The organism is Nocardioides sp. W7, from assembly GCF_022919075.1.
Lineage (GTDB): Bacteria > Actinomycetota > Actinomycetes > Propionibacteriales > Nocardioidaceae > Nocardioides.
In genome coordinates this window covers 1,536,592-1,555,732 of the sequence record NZ_CP095078.1, presented here as the reverse complement: position 1 = coordinate 1,555,732, position 19,141 = coordinate 1,536,592, and the positions used below count along the sequence as shown (strand labels likewise).

Below are 19,141 nucleotides of genomic sequence, written 5' to 3'. Positions count from 1 at the left end.
GTCATCGCTCAGGCGCCCTCGGCCGCGATCTCCTCGACGACATCGGTGAAAGTGACCTTCCCCGGGATCGGACCCGAGATGACCGCGGCGATCTGGCCCTCCCGGTCGAGGACCACGGTCGTCGGGATGGTGCGGGGGTTGATCCCGGCCAGACTCAGCAGCGCCTCGCCGCCCGGCGCGAAGATCGAGGGGTACTCGACCCCGAGGCCGCGCTCGAAGGCCAGTCCGTTGTCCCGGCTGGAGTCGCGGATGTTCACGCCGACGAAGGCGACGTCCTGCTCGGCGAGCTCCTGCTCGGCCTCGACCAGCATCGGCATCTCGGTGCGGCACGGCGGACAGCCCGACCACCAGACGTTCACGACGACGACCCGGCCTCGGTAGTCGGCCACGTCGAGCTGCTCGCCGTCGAGGGTCTCTCCGGAGAGCTCGACGGCCTCCTTGCGCTGGTCGGCGCCGATCTGGGCGATCTGGCTGTCGCCCTCGATGTAGCCGCCGTCGTTGGTGCCCTCGCTGTCGGTGCAGGCCGAGGTGAGGAGCAGCAGGCAGCCCAGCAGGGCGCCTGCGAGCGGGCGTCGCGTCATGTCAGTGCGGGTCCATTCAGGGCCGGTTGTCCTCGGGTGCGCCACCGGCCGAGAACGGGGCCTTGCGGTCGCCCACCGGGATCAGGTCGCCGGCCGGCTCGGAGTAGGAGACCTGGGCGAGCCGGTCACCGACGAAGTGCAGCGAGGTGAGCGAGCACAGGGTGCACTGCCTGCTGCGCGGGTCGTGCAGGAACGAGCGCTTCTCGACGTGCAGCCGAGTCGTCCAGATCGGCAGCTGGTGGGAGACGATCACGGCCTCGTGGCCGGCGGCGGCGACCCGGGCGTCCTCGACCGCGGCCATCATCCGCGCCGCGATCTCCTTGTAGGGCTCGCCCCAGGACGGGGTGATCGGGTTGCGCAGGTGCCGCCACAGCTTCGGCCGCTTGACCAGGGTCATCGCGCCCTCGCCGAAGCTGAGCCCCTCGAACACCGTCGTCGACTCGATGACCCGCTCGTCGGTGACGATCTCCAGCTCGCGGGCCGCCGCCAGCGGGCGGGCGGTCTCCTGGGCCCGCTCGAGCGGCGAGGCCACCAGGTGGGTGATGTCGCGGTCGCCGATCGACTCGGCGATCCGCTGGGCCATCCGGTTGCCGAGGGCGGAGAGGTGGAAGCCGTCGCGGCGGCCGTACAGCACGCCCTGCGGGTTGTGCACCTCGCCGTGGCGCAGCAGGTGGACGATGGTGTCGGGGGTGGCGCTCATCCTTCGGGCTCCGTCTCGTCGAGTGCGGTGGCCGCGGCCCGGGCGGCGCCGGGCAGGGCGTCCAGGACCGTCTGCACCGCTCGGTCATCGTGGGCACTGGAGAGGAACCACGCCTCGTACGCCGACGGCGGCAGGTAGACACCGGCGTCGAGCATGGCGTGGAAGAAGGCGGCGTACGCCGGCGTGCTGGTGCGCGAGGCGTCCGCGAAGTCGCGGACCGGACCTTCGGTGAGGAACACCGAGAACATGGTGCCGCTCGCCTGGATGACATGGGGTACGCCGGCCGCCGTCAGCGCCTCGGCCGCCGCCGCCTTGATGGTCTCGCCGGCGGCGCCGATGTGGGCGTAGACGTCGTCGGTCGCGAGCCGCAGGGTGGCGAGCCCGGCGGTGGTGGCGATCGGGTTCCCCGACAGGGTGCCGGCCTGGTAGACCGGCCCGTCCGGTGCGAGCCGGCCCATCACGTCGGCCCGGCCGCCGAACGCCGCGGCCGGGAAGCCGCCGCCCATCACCTTGCCGAAGGTGACCAGGTCGGGCCGCCAGCCCTCGACGGCCCCGTCGAGACCCCACTGGCCCTGCTTCGAGGCCCGGAAACCGGTCATCACCTCGTCACTCACGAACAGCGCGCCGTGGCGGGTGCAGGTCTCGGCCAGGAACGCGTTGAAGCCGGGCTCCGGCGGGACGACGCCCATGTTGCCGGGGGCGGCCTCGGTGATCAGGCAGGCGATCCGGTCGCCGTGCTCGGCGAACACCTTCTCCACGGCGGCCCGGTCGTTGTAGGGCAGCACCAGCGTCAGCTCGGTCGAGGACGTCGGCACCCCCGGCGTACCGGGCACCGCGAAGGTCGCCAGGCCCGAGCCGGCCGACGCGAGCAGCGCGTCGACGTGGCCGTGGTAGCAGCCGGCGAACTTCACCACCACGTCGCGGCCGGTGAAGCCGCGCGCGAGCCGGATGGCCGACATGGTCGCCTCGGTGCCGGAGGAGACGAAGCGGACCCGGTCCACCGGGGTCCGGGCGACGATCTCCTCGGCGAGCTCGACCTCGGGCTCCGTCGGGGTGCCGTACGACGTGCCGCGCGCCACCGCGGCCTGCACCGCGGCCTGCACCTCCGGGTGGGCGTGCCCGAGCAGCATCGGGCCCCACGAGCAGATCAGGTCGACGTACTCGTGACCGTCGACGTCGGTGAGCCAGGCGCCGGCGGCCGAGCGGATGAAGCGGGGAGTCCCGCCGACCGCGTTGAACGCCCGGACGGGCGAGTTCACGCCGCCCGGGGTCACGGCGCGGGCGCGCGCGAAGAGCGCCTCGGAGGCAGGCGTGGGTCGGGTCGCGGCAGACATCGACTCATTGTCGCCCAGCGGACCAACCCGCCCACGGTGCGGGTCGTCGGTCGAACGCCGCGGACGTGGCCCAGCCCACTGCGAACTCCCCCGTTTCGCCCCGGGCCCTCCCGGGCACCATCGTGACGCTGACCACTCAAGATCTGGGGAAGGTTCAGCTGAATGGTGTTCCTGCGTAACCTCGCCGTGACACGATTCGTTGCAGCGTCACACCCGGACGTGAGGGAACGCTCGGGAAGACATGTTTCGTTCGGAGACCGGGAGAGACCGAATGTCCGCACAGCGATTCGGACGCGCACAGCGTGCGACGGCCCTGGTGCCGCTCGCCCTGCTGTCCGCGGCCTGGACCGTGAGCCTGGCCGGCGTCGGTGCCGGCTCGGCGACCGCGACCCAGAGCCCCGACCAGGTGCCCGCCGGTCTGCCCGACGGCACCAGCGTGCCCACCCAGGCGATCGAGGCTCCGGCCAGCGTCTCCTCCCCCGACGGCGTTGCGCCCGGCATCGGTGCCGGCGGGGCCGCCCAGGCGGTCTCCACCGCCTCCACCGCAGGCATCCCGTCCGTGGCCCTGGCCGCCTACCAGCGCGCCGAGACGGTCATCAACGCCGCCGACGAGAGCTGCAACCTCACCTGGCAGCTGGTCGCCGCGATCGGCCGGGTCGAGTCCGACCACGGGCGCTACGGCGGCAACACCCTCGACGACCAGGGCACCGCCCGCCCCGGCATCTTCGGCATCGCCCTCGACGGCAGCCGGAAGACCCAGGCCATCGCCGACACGGACGCCGGCCAGTTCGACAGCGACGTCCAGTGGGACCGCGCGGTCGGCCCGATGCAGTTCATCCCCTCGACCTGGTCGGTCGTGGGCGTGGACGCCGATGGTGACGGTCGACGTGACCCGCAGGACGTCGACGACGCGGCCCTGGCCTCCGCGGTCTACCTCTGCTCGGGCGAGGACGACCTGGCCGCCACGGCCGGTCAGCGCGCCGCGGTCTACCGCTACAACAACAGCGACGCCTACGTCGACCTGGTCCTCTCGATCATGACCGCCTACCTCGACGGCGAGTACACCTCGGTCCCCAACGGCACCACCGCCGCGGGCTACATCCAGCCCGACTCGTCCTACATCCCGCCGTCGACGCCGGCCCCGAGCCCGGGCTCGGGGGGCGTCAAGGAGACCAAGCCCGGCAGCGGCACCGGAGGCGACGGTGGCGGCAAGCCCGCGCCCACCAAGCCGGCCGCTCCGACGACCGCGCCCACGACCTCGCCGAGTCCCGGCGGTGGGTCCGGCGGCAACGGCGGTCTGCCGACGAAGCCGCCGACGCTGCCGCCGGTCGTTCTCCCGACGTTGCCGGCGACCGGCGTGACCCCGGTGGACGCGATCCTCACCGAGACCCAGGCCTTGGCCCAGTGCGCGCTCGACTTCGGGATCAAGCTCGACCTGCTGGGCCTGCTCGACCCGGCGCGAGTTCAGGCCTGCGTCGACAAGTACATGGGCCGGTAGGCGCTCAGCGCGCGAGCAGCCGGGCGGCTTCGGCCGCCCAGTAGGTCAGCACCACGTCGGCGCCCGCGCGCCGGATCGAGGTGAGCGTCTCGAGGATCGCCGGCTCGCGGTCGATCCAACCGTGCGCCGCCGCGGCCTCGAGCATGGAGTACTCGCCGGAGATGTTGTACGCCGCCACCGGGACGTCGACGGCGTCGCGCACCCGGCGAACGACGTCGAGGTAGGCGAGCGCCGGCTTCACCATCACCAGGTCGGCGCCCTGCTCCACGTCGAGCAGGGCCTCGCGCACCCCCTCGACGGCGTTGCCGCCGTCCTGCTGGTAGGTGCGGCGGTCCCCCTGCAGCGAGGAGTCGACCGCCTCGCGGAACGGGCCGTAGAAGGCCGAGGCGTACTTCGCGGAGTAGGCGAGGATCGAGACGTCGGTGTGGCCGGCGCCGTCGAGGGCGGTCCGGATCACCGAGACCTGGCCGTCCATCATGCCGCTGGGTCCGACCATGTCGACGCCCGCGTGGGCCTGGACGCGGGCCATCTCGGCGTACACCTCGAGGGTGCGGTCGTTGTCGACCCGGCCGTCGGCGGTGAGTACGCCGCAGTGCCCGTGGTCGGTGAACTCGTCGAGGCACAGGTCGCTCATCACCGTCAGCGCGTCGCCCACCTCGGCGACCACGTCGGCGATCGCGAGGTTGAGGATGCCGGCCGGGTCGATCGCGCCGGAGCCGACGGCGTCCTTCTCGGCGGGGATGCCGAAGAGCATCACCCCGCCCAGGCCCAGCTCGGCGGCCTCGGCGACCGCGGCGAGCAGGGACGACCGGGTGTGCTGGACGACGCCCGGCATCGAGGAGATCGGGACCGGGGTGTCGATGCCCTCGCGGACGAACAGCGGCAGCACCAGCTGGCGCGCCTCGAGGGAGGTCTCCGCGACCATCCGGCGCAGCGCCGGGGTGGTGCGCAGCCGCCGGGGCCGGACGACAGGTCCGGCCACCGGCGGCTGCGACGAGCTGCTCATCGTGCGGTGGTGGTCTTCCGCCGGCCCGACGGCTTGCGCTCGGACGGTCGGGTGACCTCCTGGCCGGCCTCCACCATCGCGGCCCGGCGAGCGGCCCCGAAGTCGGCGAGGGCGTCGACCAGCTCGTCGACGTCCGGCTTGGGGGCCAGCACGTCGACCCGCAGGCCGTGCTCCTCGGCGGTCTTGGCGGTGGCGGGACCGATCACCGCGATGATCGTCGACGGGTGCGGCTTGCCGGCGATGCCGACCAGGTTGCGCACCGTCGAGGACGAGGTGAACACGACCGCGTCGAACTTGCCGGTCTTGATCGCGTCGCGGGTCGGCGCCGGCGGCGGCGTGGCCCGGACGGTGCGGTAGGCGGTGACGTCGTCGCACTCCCAGCCGAGGTCGATCAGGCCGGCCACCAGCGTCTCGGTGGCGATGTCGGCCCGCGGCAGGAAGACCCGGTTGATCGGGTCCAGGACCTCGTCGTACTCGGGCCAGTCGGCCAGCAGGCCGGCCGCGGACTGCTCGCCCGAGGGCACCAGGTCGGCGCGCAGGCCCCAGTCGGCGATCGACTGGGCGGTCTTATCGCCGACCGCGGCGATCTTGAGGCCCGAGAAGGCGCGGGCGTCGAGGCCGTACTCCTCGAACTTCTCGCGGACCGCACGCACGGCGTTGACCGAGGTGAAGGCGATCCACTCGTAGCGGCCCTCGACCAGGCCGCGCACGGCCTTGTCCATCTGCTGCGGGTTGCGCGGCGGCTCGACGGAGATGGTCGGCACCTCGTCGGGCACGGCGCCGTAGCCGCGGAGCCGGTTCACCAGCGGACCGGCCTGGTCCTTGGTGCGCGGCACCAGCACCCGCCAGCCGAACAGCGGCTTGGTCTCGAACCAGGACAGCGTGTTGCGCAGGTCGACGACGTCGCCGATCACGGTGATCGCCGGGGGGGCCATCCGGGCCGCGCGGGCGTCGGCGGCGATGTGCTCCAGCGTCGAGGTGACGGTGCTCTGGGTCGTCGTGGTGCCGACCCGGGTCATCGCGACCGGGGTCCGCGCCGAGCGGCCGGCGGCGATCAGCGCCTTGCTGACCTCGCCGATCTGGCCGACCGCGGACAGCAGCACCAGGGTGCGCCGGTCGGCGTACTGGCTCCAGTCGATCTTCTCGCCGCAGGTCACGACGGCGACCTCGCGGTGGTCCTTGGTGGTGAGCGGGATGCCGGCGTACGCCGGGACCGCGCTGACCGAGGAGATGCCGGGGACGATCTCGAAGCCCAGGCCGGCCTTGGCGCAGGCCTGCGCCTCCTCGGGGCCCGAGGCGTAGACGAACGGGTCGCCGGTCATCAGCCGGACCACGCGGAGACCGCGCTTGGCCTGCTTGACGACGACCTTGGCGCGGGCGGCGTGGGTGAGCGGTTGGCCGTCCTCGCCGAAGCCGCCGTCGATCAGCTCGGGGCCGGGCACCGGCTCGCCCTCCGGCAGGCCGGCCGGGTCGGCGAGGCCGAGCAGGTGGCGCACCAGGGCGGCGTGCTCGGGTGCCTCGGTGACGATCACCTCAGCCTGTTCGATCAGGCCCACGGCGCGGACGGTGAGCAGCTCCGGGTCACCGGGACCGCTGCCCACGAAGGACACCCACCCACGGGTCGGAGTGGCGTTGGTCGTCTTGCCTCGGGTCATGCGTTGCGCACCTGTTCTGACTCGTCGTGCTGTCGTGTGTCCAGCTCTCCGGCACCATCGGCGAGCATCTCCGCCGCCAGCCGGTTGCCGACGCCTGCGGCGTCGGCGGGGTCGCCCGACGCGGACGACCGCACCGAGAGCCCCCCGTCGGGTGAGAGCGCGATCGCGCGCACCCAGATCTCATCGCCGTCCTCGCCCTCGGCGACCTCTGCGAGGGCGCCGATCGGGGCCGAGCAGCCACCCTCGAGGGTGGCCAGGACGGCTCGTTCCGCCTCGACGGCGGCCCGCGCGTGCGGGTCGTCGAGGGCTGCCAGCTCGGTGGCGAGGGCGTCGTCGCGGCGGCACTCCACCCCGAGCGCACCCTGCCCGGGGGCCGGGAGCATCTGCAGCGGGTCGAGCACCTCCGTCGCCTCCTCCAGCCGCCCGATCCGGGCCAGCCCGGCTCGGGCCAGTACGACGGCGTCGTACTCGCCCGAGCGGACCTTGCCGATCCGGGTGTCGACGTTGCCACGGACTCCGACGACGTCCAAACCGAGGCCGAGGGCGTGCAGCTGGGCGGCCCGCCGGGGCGAGCCGGTGCCGATGCGCGAGCCCACCGGGAGCTCGCCCAGCGTCAGGCCGTCGCGGGCGACGACGGCGTCGCGCGGGTCCTCGCGGCCGGGGATCGCGGCCAGCGCGATGCCCTCCGCGGGGTAGGTCGGCAGGTCCTTCAGCGAGTGGACGGCGACGTCGATCTCGCCGCGCAGCAGGGCGTCGCGGAGCGCGTTGACGAAGACGCCGACCCCGCCGGCTCCGCCTTCGGACAGCGCCAGCGGCGTCCCGGACGCCTGGCTGCGGTCGCCGTCGGTGACGATCTCGACCAGCTCGACCTCGCGACCCAGCCGGGTGCGGATCAGCTCCGCCACCGTGCCGGCCTGGGTGGTGGCGAGCAGCGAGGCGCGGGTGCCGACCCGGACGACCGCCGCGGCGCTCATCGGAGTCCCTCCGGACGGGTCATCGCGTCGACGGCCTCGGGGTCGAGCGCGAACAGCTCGGCGAGGGCTGCGGCGTAGGAGACCGCACCGGCCTCGTTGGCCAGCTCCTTGACCCGCACCGTCGGCTCGTGGAGGAGCTTGTCGGCGACCCGGCGCACGGTGTGCAGGACCTCCGCACGGGTGGCGTCGTCGAGGTCGGGCAGCCGGCCGACCAGACGGTCCATCTCGGCGTCGACCACGCCGGTGGCCATCGTGCGCAGCGCCACCACGGTCGGCGTGACGCTCGCCTGGCGGCGGGCCGAGAGGAATGCGGACACCTCCTGGCCGACGATGCGGCGCACCTCGACGACCTCGCGCCCCGCGTCGGAGGCGTGCAGGTCGTCGGCGAGCTCGGCCAGGCCGATCAGGGTGACCCCCGGAAGCTCGGTCACGGCCGTGTCCACGTCGTGGGGCAGGGCCAGGTCGATCAGGACGACCGGTCGGCCGTCGGGGCGCGAGCGCGCCACCATGTCGCGGGTGATCTGCAGCCCGCTGGAACCGGTGCAGCTCAGCACCAGGTCGGCCTCGCCGAGCTGGAGCTCCAGCTCGGACAGGGGCGCGGAGCGGGCGTCGTACTCCCGGGCGAGCCGGTCGGCCCGCTCCCGGCTGCGGTTGGCCACCACGATCTCCGTGGCCCCGAGCCGCGACACGGTCGCGGTGGCCAGGCCGGCCATCGCGCCGGCGCCGACGACGAGCACCCGGCTGCCGGCGAGCCCGCCGGTGGCGAGCTCCGAGCGCTGCAGCGCCGCGCTCACCAGCGACGGTGCGGCGCGGTCGATGTCGGTCTCCGCCCGCGAGCGCTTGCCGACCCGCAGCGCCTGCTGGAACAGCACGTTGAGGGACGGCCCAACGGTGCCGAGCTCCTGGCCCAGCCGCAGCGCCTCGCGCGTCTGGCCCAGGATCTGGCCCTCGCCGACCGCCATCGAGTCGAGCCCGGCGGCCACCTGGAACAGGTGCGAGACCGCACCGTCGTCGTAGTGCACGTAGAGGTGCGGGAGCAGCGTCTCGGTCGAGCGGCCGGCCCGGTCCACGAGCAGCCGCGAGAGCTCCTCCACGGAGCCGTGGAAGCGGTCCACGTCGGCGTAGATCTCGAGCCGGTTGCAGGTCGAGATGACGGTCGCCTCGGTGACGTGCTCGCAGGCGGCCACGGCGTGGATCAGCTTCGGCGCGCCGTCGGGGCCGAGCGCGACGGACTCGAGGAGCGAGACCGGGGCGGAGTTGTGGGAGATGCCCACCACGAGGACGCTCATGCTGTCTCCTCCTGCACCTGGGCCGCGTGGGCTGCATGGTCATGGCCCTTGCGTTGCTCGTGGTACGCGAGGATCTGCAGCTCGATGGAGAGGTCGACCTTGCGGACGTCGACGCCCGCCGGGACGCTGAGCACGGTCGCCGCGAAGTTCAGGATGCTGCTGATCCCGGCCGCCACCATCCGGTCGGCCACCGCCTGGGCGGCCACTGCCGGCGTCGCGATGACGCCGATCGCGACCCCGTGCTCGGCGACGATGCCCTCCAGGTGGTCGAAGGGGCGTACGTCGATGCCCGCGACCGTCTCGCCGGTCCGCGTCAGGTCGGCGTCGAGCAGCGCCACCGTGCGGAACCCGCGGCTGCGGAAGCCCGAGTAGTTGGCCAGCGCGTGCCCGAGGTTGCCGATCCCGACGATCACGACCGGCCAGTCCTGGGTCACCCCGATCTCGCGGGCGATCTGGTAGCGCAGGTAGTCGACGTCGTACCCGACCCCGCGGGTGCCGTAGCTGCCGAGGTAGGAGAGATCCTTGCGCAGCATCGCGCTGTTCACCCCCGCCGACGTCGCGAGCAGCTCGCTCGAGCAGGTCGACGTGCCGGCCTCCAGGAGGGAGGTGAGGGCCCGGAGGTACACCGGCAACCGCGCGACGGTGGCCTCGGGAATGTCCCGGGCGGTCTCGCTGGGCGTCCGTGCGGTCACGTTCTGCTTCTCTCCATGCCACGAGGGCAAGTAGCTGCCGCGGATGGGGGCCTGCGCAGCCCGGATTCGTCCGACGGCTCGCTCACTGTAGGAGTTTGTGAACGGGAGAACAAACCGGCGGAACCGCCGTCCGCGGCCCGGGCCTAGCACATGTGACATGTCCCACGGCCAGAGGGGGTCGGCCGGACTCAGCGCGCGAGCGCCGCCCGCAGCCGCGCCTCGTCGACCCGCCAGAAGTCGTGCTGGCGCCCGTCGACGAGGGTCACCGGGATCTCCTCGCCGTACCGCTCCAGCAGGGCGGGGTCGTCGAGGATGGAGATCTCGTCGTACTGCTCGCCGAGGTCGGCGCAGACCCGCTCGATCACCACGCGGGCGTCGTCGCAGAGGTGGCACCCGGGCTTGGCGTACAGGGTGACCCGGGCGGTCACGGCGCCTCCTCCAGCAGGCCGAGGGCGCGGCGGCGCTCGATGCCGCGCAGCCGGCCCTTCTGCACCTTGCCGGTCACCGTGAGCGGGAGCTCGTCGACCACCTCGATGCGCCGGGGCCGCTTGAAGCGGGCCAGCCGGACCGCGCAGTGGTCCCGGACGGCGACCTCGATCGCGGCCGGGTCGGCGCCGGGCGCCACGACGTACGCCACGACCGACTCGCCGGTCTCCTCGTCGGCGACGCCGATGACCGCGACCTCCGTCACCTGGTCGAGCTCGCGGATCACCTCCTCGACCTCGACGGGATAGACGTTGAAGCCGGAGACGATGACCATCTCCTTGAGCCGGTCGACCAGGGTGAGGTCGCCGTCGGCGTCGAGGAACCCCACGTCGCCGGTCGACCACCAGCCGTCGGCGTCGGGACCGTCCGCGCCGTCGGGCCAGTAGCCGCTGAACAGGTTGGCGCCGCGTACCTGGATCTCGCCCGGGTCCTCCCCCTCGGGCGCCCGTCCGGTCTCGTCCACGAGGCGCAGGCCGATGCCCGGCAGGGCCGCACCCACCGAGCTGAGCGCCGGGGGCCGGGTGCTGCACAGGGTGCTGGTGACCACGGGCGAGGCCTCGGTCAGGCCGTAGCCCTGGTGCACCGGGATGCCGGTGCGCGCCACGAACTCCTCGACCAGCTCCGGCGCGAGCGGCGCCGAGCCGGACAGCACGAGCCGGACCGGGCCGAGGCGCTCGGCCAGCTGGTCCTCACCGCGCCAGTAGGCGAAGACGGGCGGCGCGACCGGGATCACGCTGCAGGCCTCGTCGTCGATGATGTCGAGGGTGCCCTGGGGGTCGAACCGCTCGACCAGGACCAGCTTGGCGCGGTGCCGGAGCACGCCGCCGAGCACGGCGTTGAGGCCGTAGACGTGGAAGAGCGGGAGCACCCCGAGGACGACGTCGTTCCCGTGCATCATCGGCGGCTCCACGACGGCGACCTGCTCGATATTGGCCAGCAGGGCCCGGTGGGTGAGCATCGCCGCGCGGGGCCGGCCCGACGTACCGCTCGTATAGAGGAGGCAGGCGAGCTTCTCCGGATCCTGGAGCGGCGGGACGAAGCGGGCCCGGTCCGCGCGCAGGTGGTCGTAGGAGCGCTCCCCCGGCAGCAGCGTGCTGCCGACGACCACGACCCGCGGGGTGCCGGCGCGGGTGAGCAGCTCGGGGTCGATGCCGGGCTCGCGTCCGTGGGCGTGCTCGTCGAGTGCCCGGGCGAGCTCCGCGACGCCCGCTCGGACGCTGCGCACCGAGTCACCGTCGGCCAGGACCACCTTGGCGCCGGAGTCGGCGAGCATCCGGGCCAGCTCACCCGGGGTCGCGAGCGGGTTCACCGGTACGGCGACCGCCTGTGCGCGCAGGACGGCGAGGTACGTCGCGACGAACTCCAGCCGGTTGCCCAGCACCAGCATCACCCGGTGACCGGCGACGATCCCCGCGGCTCCCAGGCCGGTCGCGAGCCGACCCACCTCGTCGTCGAGCTGGGCCCAGGTCATGCTGCGGCCGCCGGCCTCGACGACCGCGAGCTTGTCGGGGCTCTCCACGGCGGCAGCGGCGACCAGGTCGGCCACGTCGCGGACGTCGGGAACCTCGGCGGAGGCAGGCATGGACGGATACTTCCATACCCGGCGGGCCCACGCGGCGGTCTCTCCGAGACGCCCGGCGGGGCTCTACCCTGACCGAGTGACCCCGCCCGCCGTACGGCGCAGCCTCCCCGACCTCCGACAGCGGTCCGCGCTGGCCGGCGAGGCCGCGGCAGCGGCCGCCGAGGTCGAGAACGCACTGAACACGCCGGCCGACCTCGCCTCGGCCGCCTTCTTCGACGTCGACAACACCGTCATGCAGGGCGCGAGCATCTTCCACCTCGCCCGGGGGCTGCACCGCCGGAAGTTCTTCACCACCCGCGAGATCGCGGGGGCCGCCTGGAAGCAGGCGTACTTCCGGGTCGTCGGCGTCGAGGACCCTGAGCACGTCGCCGACGCGCGCAACTCCGCCCTGTCGTTCATCGCCGGCCACACCGTCACCGAGCTCGAGGAGCTGGGCGAGGAGATCTTCGACGAGGCGATGGCCCACCGGATCTGGCCCGGCACCCGCGCGCTGGCCCAGATGCACCTCGACCAGGGGCAGCGGGTCTGGCTGGTGACCGCGGCACCGATCGAGATCGCCCAGATCATCGCGCGGCGGCTCGGGCTGACCGGGGCGATGGGCACCGTCGCCGAGCACGACGGCGGCGTCTACACCGGCCGGCTCGTCGGCGACATGCTGCACGGCCCCGCCAAGGCCGAGGCGGTGCGAGCGCTGGCCGTCCGCGAGGGACTCGAGCTCGCGGCCTGCTCGGCGTACTCCGACTCCCACAACGACCTGCCGATGCTCTCGCTGGTCGGCGACCCGTGCGCCATCAATCCCGACGCGCGGCTGCGCGCCCATGCCCGCGAGCACGGCTGGCGGGTGCGCGACTACCGCACCGGCCGCAAGGCGGCCCGGGCCGGCCTGCTGGTGGGTGCGGTGACGGGCGCCGCCACCGGCGCGGTCGCCGCGGGCGTCGCCCTGCGCAGGCGGCCCAAGGGGCACTGACTCCCGCTCCCACCTGCGATTTTGCGGTCACTTTCGTTCACATGCCGGACTCTCCTGCGTAAGGTGAGCGAGGCTTCGACGGGGGACTCGGGAGGGGATCGACCAGATGCCGTGGGACGGTGGTGACCTCGCGCGGGGGCTCGACGCCCTGCGCGGCGAGGTCGCGCGACTGCTGCTCCCCGTCCCTCTCGTCCCTGGCGGCCCCGGTCTCCTGCTCGCCGAGGCACTGGCCGGCGAGGGCGGCGCGGGCACCGGTGGCCCCGACCCGTCGTACGACGACTCCGACCTGGCCGCGTCCTCGGAGGACTCCGAGGCCGAGCGGACCCGGCTGATCGCCCTCGTCGAGCTCGCTCGTCAGGGCGACGCCGAGGCGTTCGGACTGCTCTACGACCACTACCAAGGCTCGGTCTACCGCTTCCTCTTCTACCGCACCCGGTCCAGCACGCTGGCCGAGGACCTCACCTCGGAGACCTTCTTCCGGGCGCTGCGGAGCATGACCGGCTTCCGGTGGCAGGGCAAGGACTTCGGCGCCTGGCTGATGACCATCGCCCGCAACCTGGCGACCGACCACTTCAAGGCCGGCCGCACCCGGTTGGAGCTGGCCACCGAGGACATGGGGAAGCACGACGACGCCACGGAGGGTCCGGAGGACGCGGTCCTCGCCGGCCTCACCAACGAGATCCTGCTGCGGGCGCTCACCGAGCTCCCCGCCGAGCAGCGGGACTGCCTGGTCATGCGGTTCCTGCAGGGCATGAGCATCGCCGAGACCGCTGCCGTGCTCGGCCGCAGCGACGGGGCGATCAAGCAGCTCCAGCTGCGCGGGGTCCGCAACCTCGCGAAGCTGATGCCGGAAGGGATCCGAGGCTGATGGACCCGCACTGGGAGACGATGGTCACGGCTGCACCCTCCGCCATAACCTCCGCCGTCCGCCCGTCGTTGAGCCGGTCGTCCGGGTACGACACCGCGCACCCGGACCGCGACGAGACCTCAGGACGGAACCCATGATCCGCGTGTTCGCGCGCCGGCGCGCCGAGGAGTTCGACTCCCTGGTCGAGGGCACCTCGACCAGCGAGGCCGACGCCACCCGGCACGCCGAGCTGCTCGAGCTGGTCGGTTCGCTGCGGGAGTCGGCTCCCGTCGAGCCCCGGCCCGCGTTCGTCGCCGACCTCCGCGAGCGGCTGATGGCGGCCGCCGAGACCGAGCTCGCGACCGCGCCCACCGACCGGGCGCCCGGCACCGCCGTTCAGGACCGGCTCACCGTCGCCCGCCGCTCGCCGCGCGAGCGTCGGCTGGCCGTCGCCATCGGCGGTTTCGCGATCGTCGGCGCCACCACGTCGATGGCGGTCGCCGCCCAGTCCGCCCTGCCGGGCGACGTGCTCTACCCGCTCAAGCGGGCCATCGAGAACGCCCACACCGGGCTCAGCGTCGATGACGAGCGGAAGGGGTCGACGCTGCTCGCCAACGCCAGCGACCGGCTCGAGGAGGTCGACCGGCTCACCCGCGCCGCGGAGGCCGAGCAGGTCGACGTGGCCCGGGTCGAGGAGACCCTCGCGACCTTCAGCTCCCAGGCCACCGAGGCCAGCGACCTGCTGCTCGGCGCCTACGAGGCGGATGGTGACGACGCGGCGCTCGCCGAGCTGCAGGACTTCACCGACCGCAGCTTCGAGTCCCTCAACCAGCTCGCCGCCAGCGTCTCCGACGAGGTGCGCGCCGCCCTGGTGCCGGTCGGCAACGTGCTGGCCGCGATCGAGGCCGCCGTCCAGCAGGCCTGCCCGACCTGCACCAACGTGCTGACCACCCTGCCGCAGTGGATGCTGGCCAGTGCCGACCAGCTCGCCACCTCCAGCCTCACCGACCTGATCGGGTCGACCGGAGGCACGGCCCCCGACCCGAAGCCCGGCACCGGCAAGTCCGGTGGCGGCGACCTCGGCGGGAAGCCCGGTCCGGCGGTCGGGAAGCCGCCGACGGCGCCCCCCGCGGGGGTCCCCTCCCTCCCGGTGCCGACCGGCGGCGCCGCGGGTGGCGGCGGGTCGGGTGGCGGCGGGTCGGGTGGCTCCGGGTCCCCGACGAAGCCCGGGAAGAACGCGGTCGACGACCTCGTCAACGGCCTGCTCGGCAACGGCGGCGGCTCGACCCCCACCGAGCAGCCTCAGCTCCCGATCGTCGGCGACGTCCTCCAGGGCGTCGGCGAGACCGTGGGCGGCGTACTCGACGGCATCACCAAGCCGCTCCAGCCGACGCCCAAGCCCTGATCCCGGCCCTGATCCGGCTCAGCGGAAGACCGACTCCCGCTTCATCAACAGCGAGTAGAGCGTCTGCTGGATCGTCTCGCGCACCTGGTCGGTCACGTTGAAGACCAGCATCGGGTCGTCGGCGGCGCCGCGGTCGTACTCGTCGGTGCGGATCGGCTCACCGAACTCCAGCAGCCACTTCGACGGGAGCGGCACCAGTCCCAGCGGGCCGAGCAGCGGGAAGAGCGGCGTGATCGGGATGTAGGGGACGCCCAGCAGCCGGGCGAGCGCGGGCACGTTGCCGACCAGGGGGTAGATCTCCTCGGCGCCGACCACAGAGAGCGGGACGATCGGGACCCCGGTGCGCAACGCCGCCGACACGAACCCGCCGCGTCCGAAGCGCTGCAGCTTGTAGCGGTCGGAGTAGGGCTTCCCGATGCCCTTGAAGCCCTCGGGCCAGACCCCCACCAGCTCGCCGCCGCTGAGCATCCGCTCGGCATCCTCGGAGCAGGCCAGCGTGGCGCCGCCCTTGCGGGCGAGGGCGGAGAAGACCGGCAGCCGGAAGAGCAGGTCGGCGCCCAGCGGCCGCAGGAAGCGACCGGTGTGGTCGTGGACCGACACCATCGTCATCAGCCCGTCCATGGGCACCGTGCCGGAGTGGTTGGACACGACGAGCGCGCCGCCCTCGGTCGGGATGTTCTCAACGCCGCGGACCTCGATGCGGAACCAGCGCTCGGCGATCGGGCGGAGGGCGGCCATGAAGAACTGCTCGGTGATCTCCTGGTCGAAGCCGTACTCGTCGACCGCGTAGTCGCCGGTCAGCCGTCGGCGCAGGAAGGCGAGGAAGCGGGCGAGCTGGGGCTCCCAGTGCTCGCCGAACACCTCCACGGCGGCGTGCCGGAAGGCGGCGAGCCAGTCGGCGGCGGGGATGCCCGCCAGCGGGCCGCGGGCCGCCGTCCTGATCGGTGCGCGGAGCACGCCCTCCCCGGCCGAACCCTCGGTCAGGCCCTCGGCCGGGGTCTCTGCGACCGTCGGCTCGGGGGCCGCGCGGACCGCCTTGCGGGGCGTCGGCCGCGGCCGCGAGGGCCGGGCCCCGACGGGCTGGGCCTTGGCGCCCTTCGCGGCACCCTTCGAGGCGCCGGCGAGGTCACGGGCGGCGGAGGACGGCTGCTTCCCGGTGCCGCGGCCGGGCCGGCCGCGGGTCCCGATGGGGATAATCTCGGCGTCACCCATGGTCGCCTCCCGAGGTAACCGATCGCACGGTGGTGAGCTGGCGCTGGATCCCGGCCAGCACCCGGTCGGCGTGCCCGCCGGTCGGTGCCAGGGTGGAGGCGAAGTCCGCGAACGCCTCGGCGGTGGTGAACTCCGGCTCGAAGCCGAGCACCTCGCGCATCCGGGTCGTGTCGACGCCGCGCCCGTAGGTGAGGAACGCGAGCTGCTCGGGCGAGAAGTCGGCGACCCGCGCCGAGCGCAGGGTCGACCCGACGTTGCCGACGAGGAAGCCCGGCATCGGCACGCTCGGTCGCTGCAGCCGGCGTACGGCCTGCGACAGCATCAGGATCCCGTCGCCCGCCACGTTGAAGGTGCCGGCGACGTCACTGGTGACGGCGTGCCGGAGCACCTCCATCAGGTCCCGCTCGTGCAGGAACTGCAGGCGGGCGTCGTGCCCGACGACGGTCGGGATCAGCGGCAGCCGGAAGTACGACGTGATCGGGCTCGAGACGTGGGGCCCGACGACGTTCGCCGCACGGATCGTCGCCACGCGGACGTCGGAGCGGCGCCGCGCGAAGCCGCGGACGTAGCCCTCGATCTCGGCGACGTCCTTGGCATAGCCCGCGCTCGGCGCGCGCCGGGGCTCCATGTCCTCGGTGAACATCGCCGGGTCGCGGCTGCTCGCGCCGTACATCGTGGTCGTCGACTTGACCACGAGGTTGCGCAGTCCCGGAGCCTGCTGGCACGCGGCCAGCAGCTGCATCGTCCCGATGACGTTCAGCTCTTTCATCGAGTTGCGCCCGCCGGCACTGGCCGGCGTCGAGATCACGCTCATGTGGACGACCGTGTCGACGTCCTCCTTGGCGATCACCTTGGCGATCACCGGGTTACGGATGTCTGCACGGACGAACGAGACGTCGCCGAGGTCGCCCCGCGGGGGGACGACGTCGACTCCGATCACCCGGTCGACTGCAGGATCGGCAGCGACGGACCGCGCGAACTTGCGTCCCAGGTCGCGGGACACGCCCGTGACCAGGACGACCAAGCCGGCGCTGCCCATGGCGACCCCTCGACCCGGGAGGTGTGGCTTACTTGCCGAGCTTGCGGCGCTGAACGCGCGTCTTCTTCAGCAGCTTGCGGTGCTTCTTCTTGGCCATACGCTTGCGCCGCTTCTTGATGACAGAACCCACGGGAAACCTTTCAACAGCTGTGAGGCGGTCCCGCGGAGACACCGGAGGACCCGGACAGCCTATCCGCCGCACGGTGGCAGGCAGAATCGCGGCCCGCAGGCCGGACGTGGGAGCTCAGCCGGCGTCGTAGAAGCTCTTGCGGAGGTACTCGTTCGCGTCCTCCTCGCGGACGCGGAACGAGCGGCCGACCCGGACAGCGGGCAGCTCACCGCTGTGGACCAGGCGGTAGACCGTCATCTTCGAGACCCGCATCATCGACGCGACCTCAGCGACCGTCAGGAACCTCGCTTCGGAGATATCACCGGAGGAGTTGGGAGCCATCGTGCATCAGCCCACTTTCTTTGCGCCCGCCACCAGCTTCCCCACCGGTGATCACACGGGCAGCGCATTCGTGAGAATAGGGCCTGGTGTGACTCATGGGGAAGAGGTGAACGGAAGAAACACCAGTGGTCTACGGCGTGTTGACTTGCAGAACCTACTTGTGGGAGTCACGGCATCGGGTCCAGCCCGTGCAGCGGGAACACCTCCATCCGGGTGGCGTGCACCGCCCGGTCCAGCCAGGTGTCGGGGTCGTAGCCCTCGCGCCAGTCGCGGTAGGCCGGGGTGCGCCCGTCGGTGAGGCGGTACGGCGCAGTGCGGCCGAGGTACTCGTCGACGTACTCCCGCCAGCCGCCGGGCGTCTCGGTCATCGGGTCGACGGGGCGCCCGCCCACGATGCCGAGCAGGTGCGTCCACGCCCGGGGGACCACCTCGACCAGGGCGTAGCCGCCCCCGCCGGTGACGACCCACCGGCCGCCGGCGACCTCGTGAGCGAGATCGTGCAGGGCCAGGTACGCCGCCCGCTGCCCGTCGACGGTGAGCATCAGGTGGGCCAGCGGGTCCTCGGCGTGCGAGTCGCACCCGTGCTGGGTGACCAGCACCTCGGGCTTGAACTCCCGCAGCAGCTCGGGCACGACCGCATGGAAGGCCCGCAGCCAGCCACCGTCGCCGGTCCCGGGGGGCAGCGCGACGTTCACCGCGCTGCCCTGGGTGGCCGGGCCGCCGATGTCGTGGGCGAAGCCGGTGCCGGGGAAGAGCATCTGGCCGGTCTCGTGCAGGGAGATGGTCAGCACCCGGGGGTCGTCCCAGAAGATCTTCTCCACCCCGTCGCCGTGGTGCACGTCGACGTCGACGTACGCCACCCGCTGCGCACCCTGATCGAGAAGGCTCCTGATGCCGACGGCGACGTCGTTGTAGATGCAGAAGCCGCTCGCCCGCTCGGGCATCGCATGGTGGAGCCCGCCGCAGATGCTGGCGGAGTGCAGCGCCTCGCCGCTCCAGACCTGGCGGAACGCCTCGACGGTGGCGCCGACCACGTGGGACGCGGCGTCGTGCATGCCGGCGAAGACGGGGTTGTCGTCGGTCCCGAGGCCGAACGCCTCGTCGGGCGCGACGGTGGAGCCGGCCCGCATCACGGCCTCGATCATGGCGGGGTCGTGGACCGTCGCCAGCAGGTCGGCGTCGGCGATCGGCGCGGGCACCGTCCGCAGGGCGCCGGCACCCACGACGCCGAGCTCGGTGGCCAGGCGCATCGTCAGGTCGACCCGCAACGGGGACATCGGATGGGCGGGGCCGAAGTTGTACTCGGTCAGCGACGAGTCGAAGACGACCGTGGCCGGTCCCTCGCAGGCGGGCATGTGGCGACGCTACCCGTCATCGCCCGCCGTGCCATGATCAGAGCGTGCTCTCGACCACACCCTCCCCG

At 72.9% G+C, this 19,141-nt stretch carries 19 protein-coding genes; 4 read left to right on the top strand and 15 right to left on the bottom strand.

Going from position 1 to position 19,141, the window contains the following annotated elements; all coding sequences use genetic code 11:
- Window positions 1–8 precede the first annotated feature (8 nt).
- From MUB56_RS07355 to hemL, 3 genes are read right to left on the bottom strand one after another with little or no spacing between them, the layout of a single operon-like run.
- A complete protein-coding gene (locus MUB56_RS07355) occupies window positions 9–581 on the bottom strand; it encodes a TlpA disulfide reductase family protein (protein WP_244931252.1) in 573 nt (190 codons plus the stop codon).
- 16 nt (window positions 582–597) lie between these two features.
- The gene (locus MUB56_RS07350; protein ID WP_244931251.1) at window positions 598–1,281 is read right to left on the bottom strand and encodes a histidine phosphatase family protein; all 684 of its coding nucleotides are present in this window, start codon (window positions 1,279–1,281) and stop codon (window positions 598–600) included.
- Window positions 1,278–2,615 (bottom strand): glutamate-1-semialdehyde 2,1-aminomutase, encoded by a 1,338-nt coding sequence (gene hemL / locus MUB56_RS07345; RefSeq protein ID WP_244931250.1) that lies wholly within the window; start codon window positions 2,613–2,615, stop codon window positions 1,278–1,280. The genes MUB56_RS07350 and hemL overlap by 4 nt, the downstream gene beginning before the upstream one ends.
- 271 nt (window positions 2,616–2,886) lie before the next feature.
- Between hemL and MUB56_RS25880 the strand changes: the two genes are divergently transcribed.
- Complete coding sequence (locus MUB56_RS25880; RefSeq protein ID WP_280637374.1) at window positions 2,887–4,113, top strand: lytic murein transglycosylase; 1,227 nt, start codon at window positions 2,887–2,889, stop codon at window positions 4,111–4,113.
- Window positions 4,114–4,117: 4 nt separating this feature from the next.
- On the opposite strand, the gene hemB is transcribed toward MUB56_RS25880, so the two are convergent.
- The 7 genes from hemB to MUB56_RS07305 all read right to left on the bottom strand — a co-directional run bounded on the left by hemB (window position 4,118) and on the right by MUB56_RS07305 (window position 11,797).
- On the bottom strand, window positions 4,118–5,119 hold the full coding sequence (gene hemB, locus MUB56_RS07335) for a porphobilinogen synthase (RefSeq protein WP_244931249.1): 1,002 nt from the start codon (window positions 5,117–5,119) through the stop codon (window positions 4,118–4,120).
- Entirely contained in the window at window positions 5,116–6,774 is a 1,659-nt protein-coding gene (locus MUB56_RS07330) for a uroporphyrinogen-III synthase (RefSeq protein WP_244931248.1), read from the bottom strand. The genes hemB and MUB56_RS07330 overlap by 4 nt, the downstream gene beginning before the upstream one ends.
- On the bottom strand, window positions 6,771–7,748 hold the full coding sequence (gene hemC / locus MUB56_RS07325) for a hydroxymethylbilane synthase (RefSeq protein ID WP_244931247.1): 978 nt from the start codon (window positions 7,746–7,748) through the stop codon (window positions 6,771–6,773). The genes MUB56_RS07330 and hemC overlap by 4 nt, the downstream gene beginning before the upstream one ends.
- Window positions 7,745–9,037: a glutamyl-tRNA reductase gene (locus MUB56_RS07320; protein WP_244931246.1), complete on the bottom strand. Its 1,293-nt coding sequence runs from the start codon at window positions 9,035–9,037 to the stop codon at window positions 7,745–7,747. The genes hemC and MUB56_RS07320 overlap by 4 nt, the downstream gene beginning before the upstream one ends.
- Window positions 9,034–9,729, bottom strand: coding sequence for a redox-sensing transcriptional repressor Rex (locus MUB56_RS07315; protein ID WP_244931245.1), 696 nt, complete (start codon window positions 9,727–9,729; stop codon window positions 9,034–9,036). The genes MUB56_RS07320 and MUB56_RS07315 overlap by 4 nt, the downstream gene beginning before the upstream one ends.
- Before the next feature lie 188 nt (window positions 9,730–9,917).
- Window positions 9,918–10,157: a glutaredoxin family protein gene (locus tag MUB56_RS07310; protein ID WP_244931244.1), complete on the bottom strand. Its 240-nt coding sequence runs from the start codon at window positions 10,155–10,157 to the stop codon at window positions 9,918–9,920.
- A complete protein-coding gene (locus tag MUB56_RS07305) occupies window positions 10,154–11,797 on the bottom strand; it encodes an AMP-binding protein (RefSeq protein ID WP_244931243.1) in 1,644 nt (547 codons plus the stop codon). Before MUB56_RS07305 ends, MUB56_RS07310 begins: the two co-directional genes overlap by 4 nt.
- A gap of 76 nt (window positions 11,798–11,873) precedes the next feature.
- On the opposite strand from MUB56_RS07305, the gene MUB56_RS07300 reads away from it, so the two are divergent.
- The 3 genes from MUB56_RS07300 to MUB56_RS07290 all read left to right on the top strand — a co-directional run bounded on the left by MUB56_RS07300 (window position 11,874) and on the right by MUB56_RS07290 (window position 15,016).
- Window positions 11,874–12,764, top strand: coding sequence for an HAD-IB family hydrolase (locus MUB56_RS07300; RefSeq protein WP_244931242.1), 891 nt, complete (start codon window positions 11,874–11,876; stop codon window positions 12,762–12,764).
- Window positions 12,765–12,870: 106 nt separating this feature from the next.
- The gene (locus MUB56_RS07295) at window positions 12,871–13,632 is read left to right on the top strand and encodes a sigma-70 family RNA polymerase sigma factor (protein WP_244931241.1); all 762 of its coding nucleotides are present in this window, start codon (window positions 12,871–12,873) and stop codon (window positions 13,630–13,632) included.
- Between the two features lie 133 nt (window positions 13,633–13,765).
- Window positions 13,766–15,016 carry a DUF5667 domain-containing protein gene (locus MUB56_RS07290; RefSeq protein ID WP_244931240.1) on the top strand — a complete coding sequence of 417 codons (1,251 nt, stop codon included), beginning with the start codon at window positions 13,766–13,768 and terminating at the stop codon, window positions 15,014–15,016.
- A gap of 18 nt (window positions 15,017–15,034) precedes the next feature.
- Here MUB56_RS07290 and MUB56_RS07285 read toward each other — a convergent pair whose 3' ends face one another.
- The 5 genes from MUB56_RS07285 to MUB56_RS07265 all read right to left on the bottom strand — a co-directional run bounded on the left by MUB56_RS07285 (window position 15,035) and on the right by MUB56_RS07265 (window position 19,073).
- Entirely contained in the window at window positions 15,035–16,228 is a 1,194-nt protein-coding gene (locus MUB56_RS07285) for a lysophospholipid acyltransferase family protein (RefSeq protein WP_244931239.1), read from the bottom strand.
- The gene (locus tag MUB56_RS07280; protein ID WP_244931238.1) at window positions 16,221–17,267 is read right to left on the bottom strand and encodes an NAD-dependent epimerase/dehydratase family protein; all 1,047 of its coding nucleotides are present in this window, start codon (window positions 17,265–17,267) and stop codon (window positions 16,221–16,223) included. The genes MUB56_RS07285 and MUB56_RS07280 overlap by 8 nt, the downstream gene beginning before the upstream one ends.
- A 28-nt stretch (window positions 17,268–17,295) precedes the next feature.
- Window positions 17,296–17,397 (bottom strand): AURKAIP1/COX24 domain-containing protein, encoded by a 102-nt coding sequence (locus tag MUB56_RS07275; protein ID WP_008356322.1) that lies wholly within the window; start codon window positions 17,395–17,397, stop codon window positions 17,296–17,298.
- Between the two features lie 114 nt (window positions 17,398–17,511).
- The gene (locus MUB56_RS07270; RefSeq protein ID WP_244931237.1) at window positions 17,512–17,718 is read right to left on the bottom strand and encodes a helix-turn-helix domain-containing protein; all 207 of its coding nucleotides are present in this window, start codon (window positions 17,716–17,718) and stop codon (window positions 17,512–17,514) included.
- Between the two features lie 167 nt (window positions 17,719–17,885).
- A complete protein-coding gene (locus tag MUB56_RS07265) occupies window positions 17,886–19,073 on the bottom strand; it encodes an acetoin utilization protein AcuC (protein ID WP_244931236.1) in 1,188 nt (395 codons plus the stop codon).
- Between the last annotated feature and the right edge of the window lie 68 nt (window positions 19,074–19,141).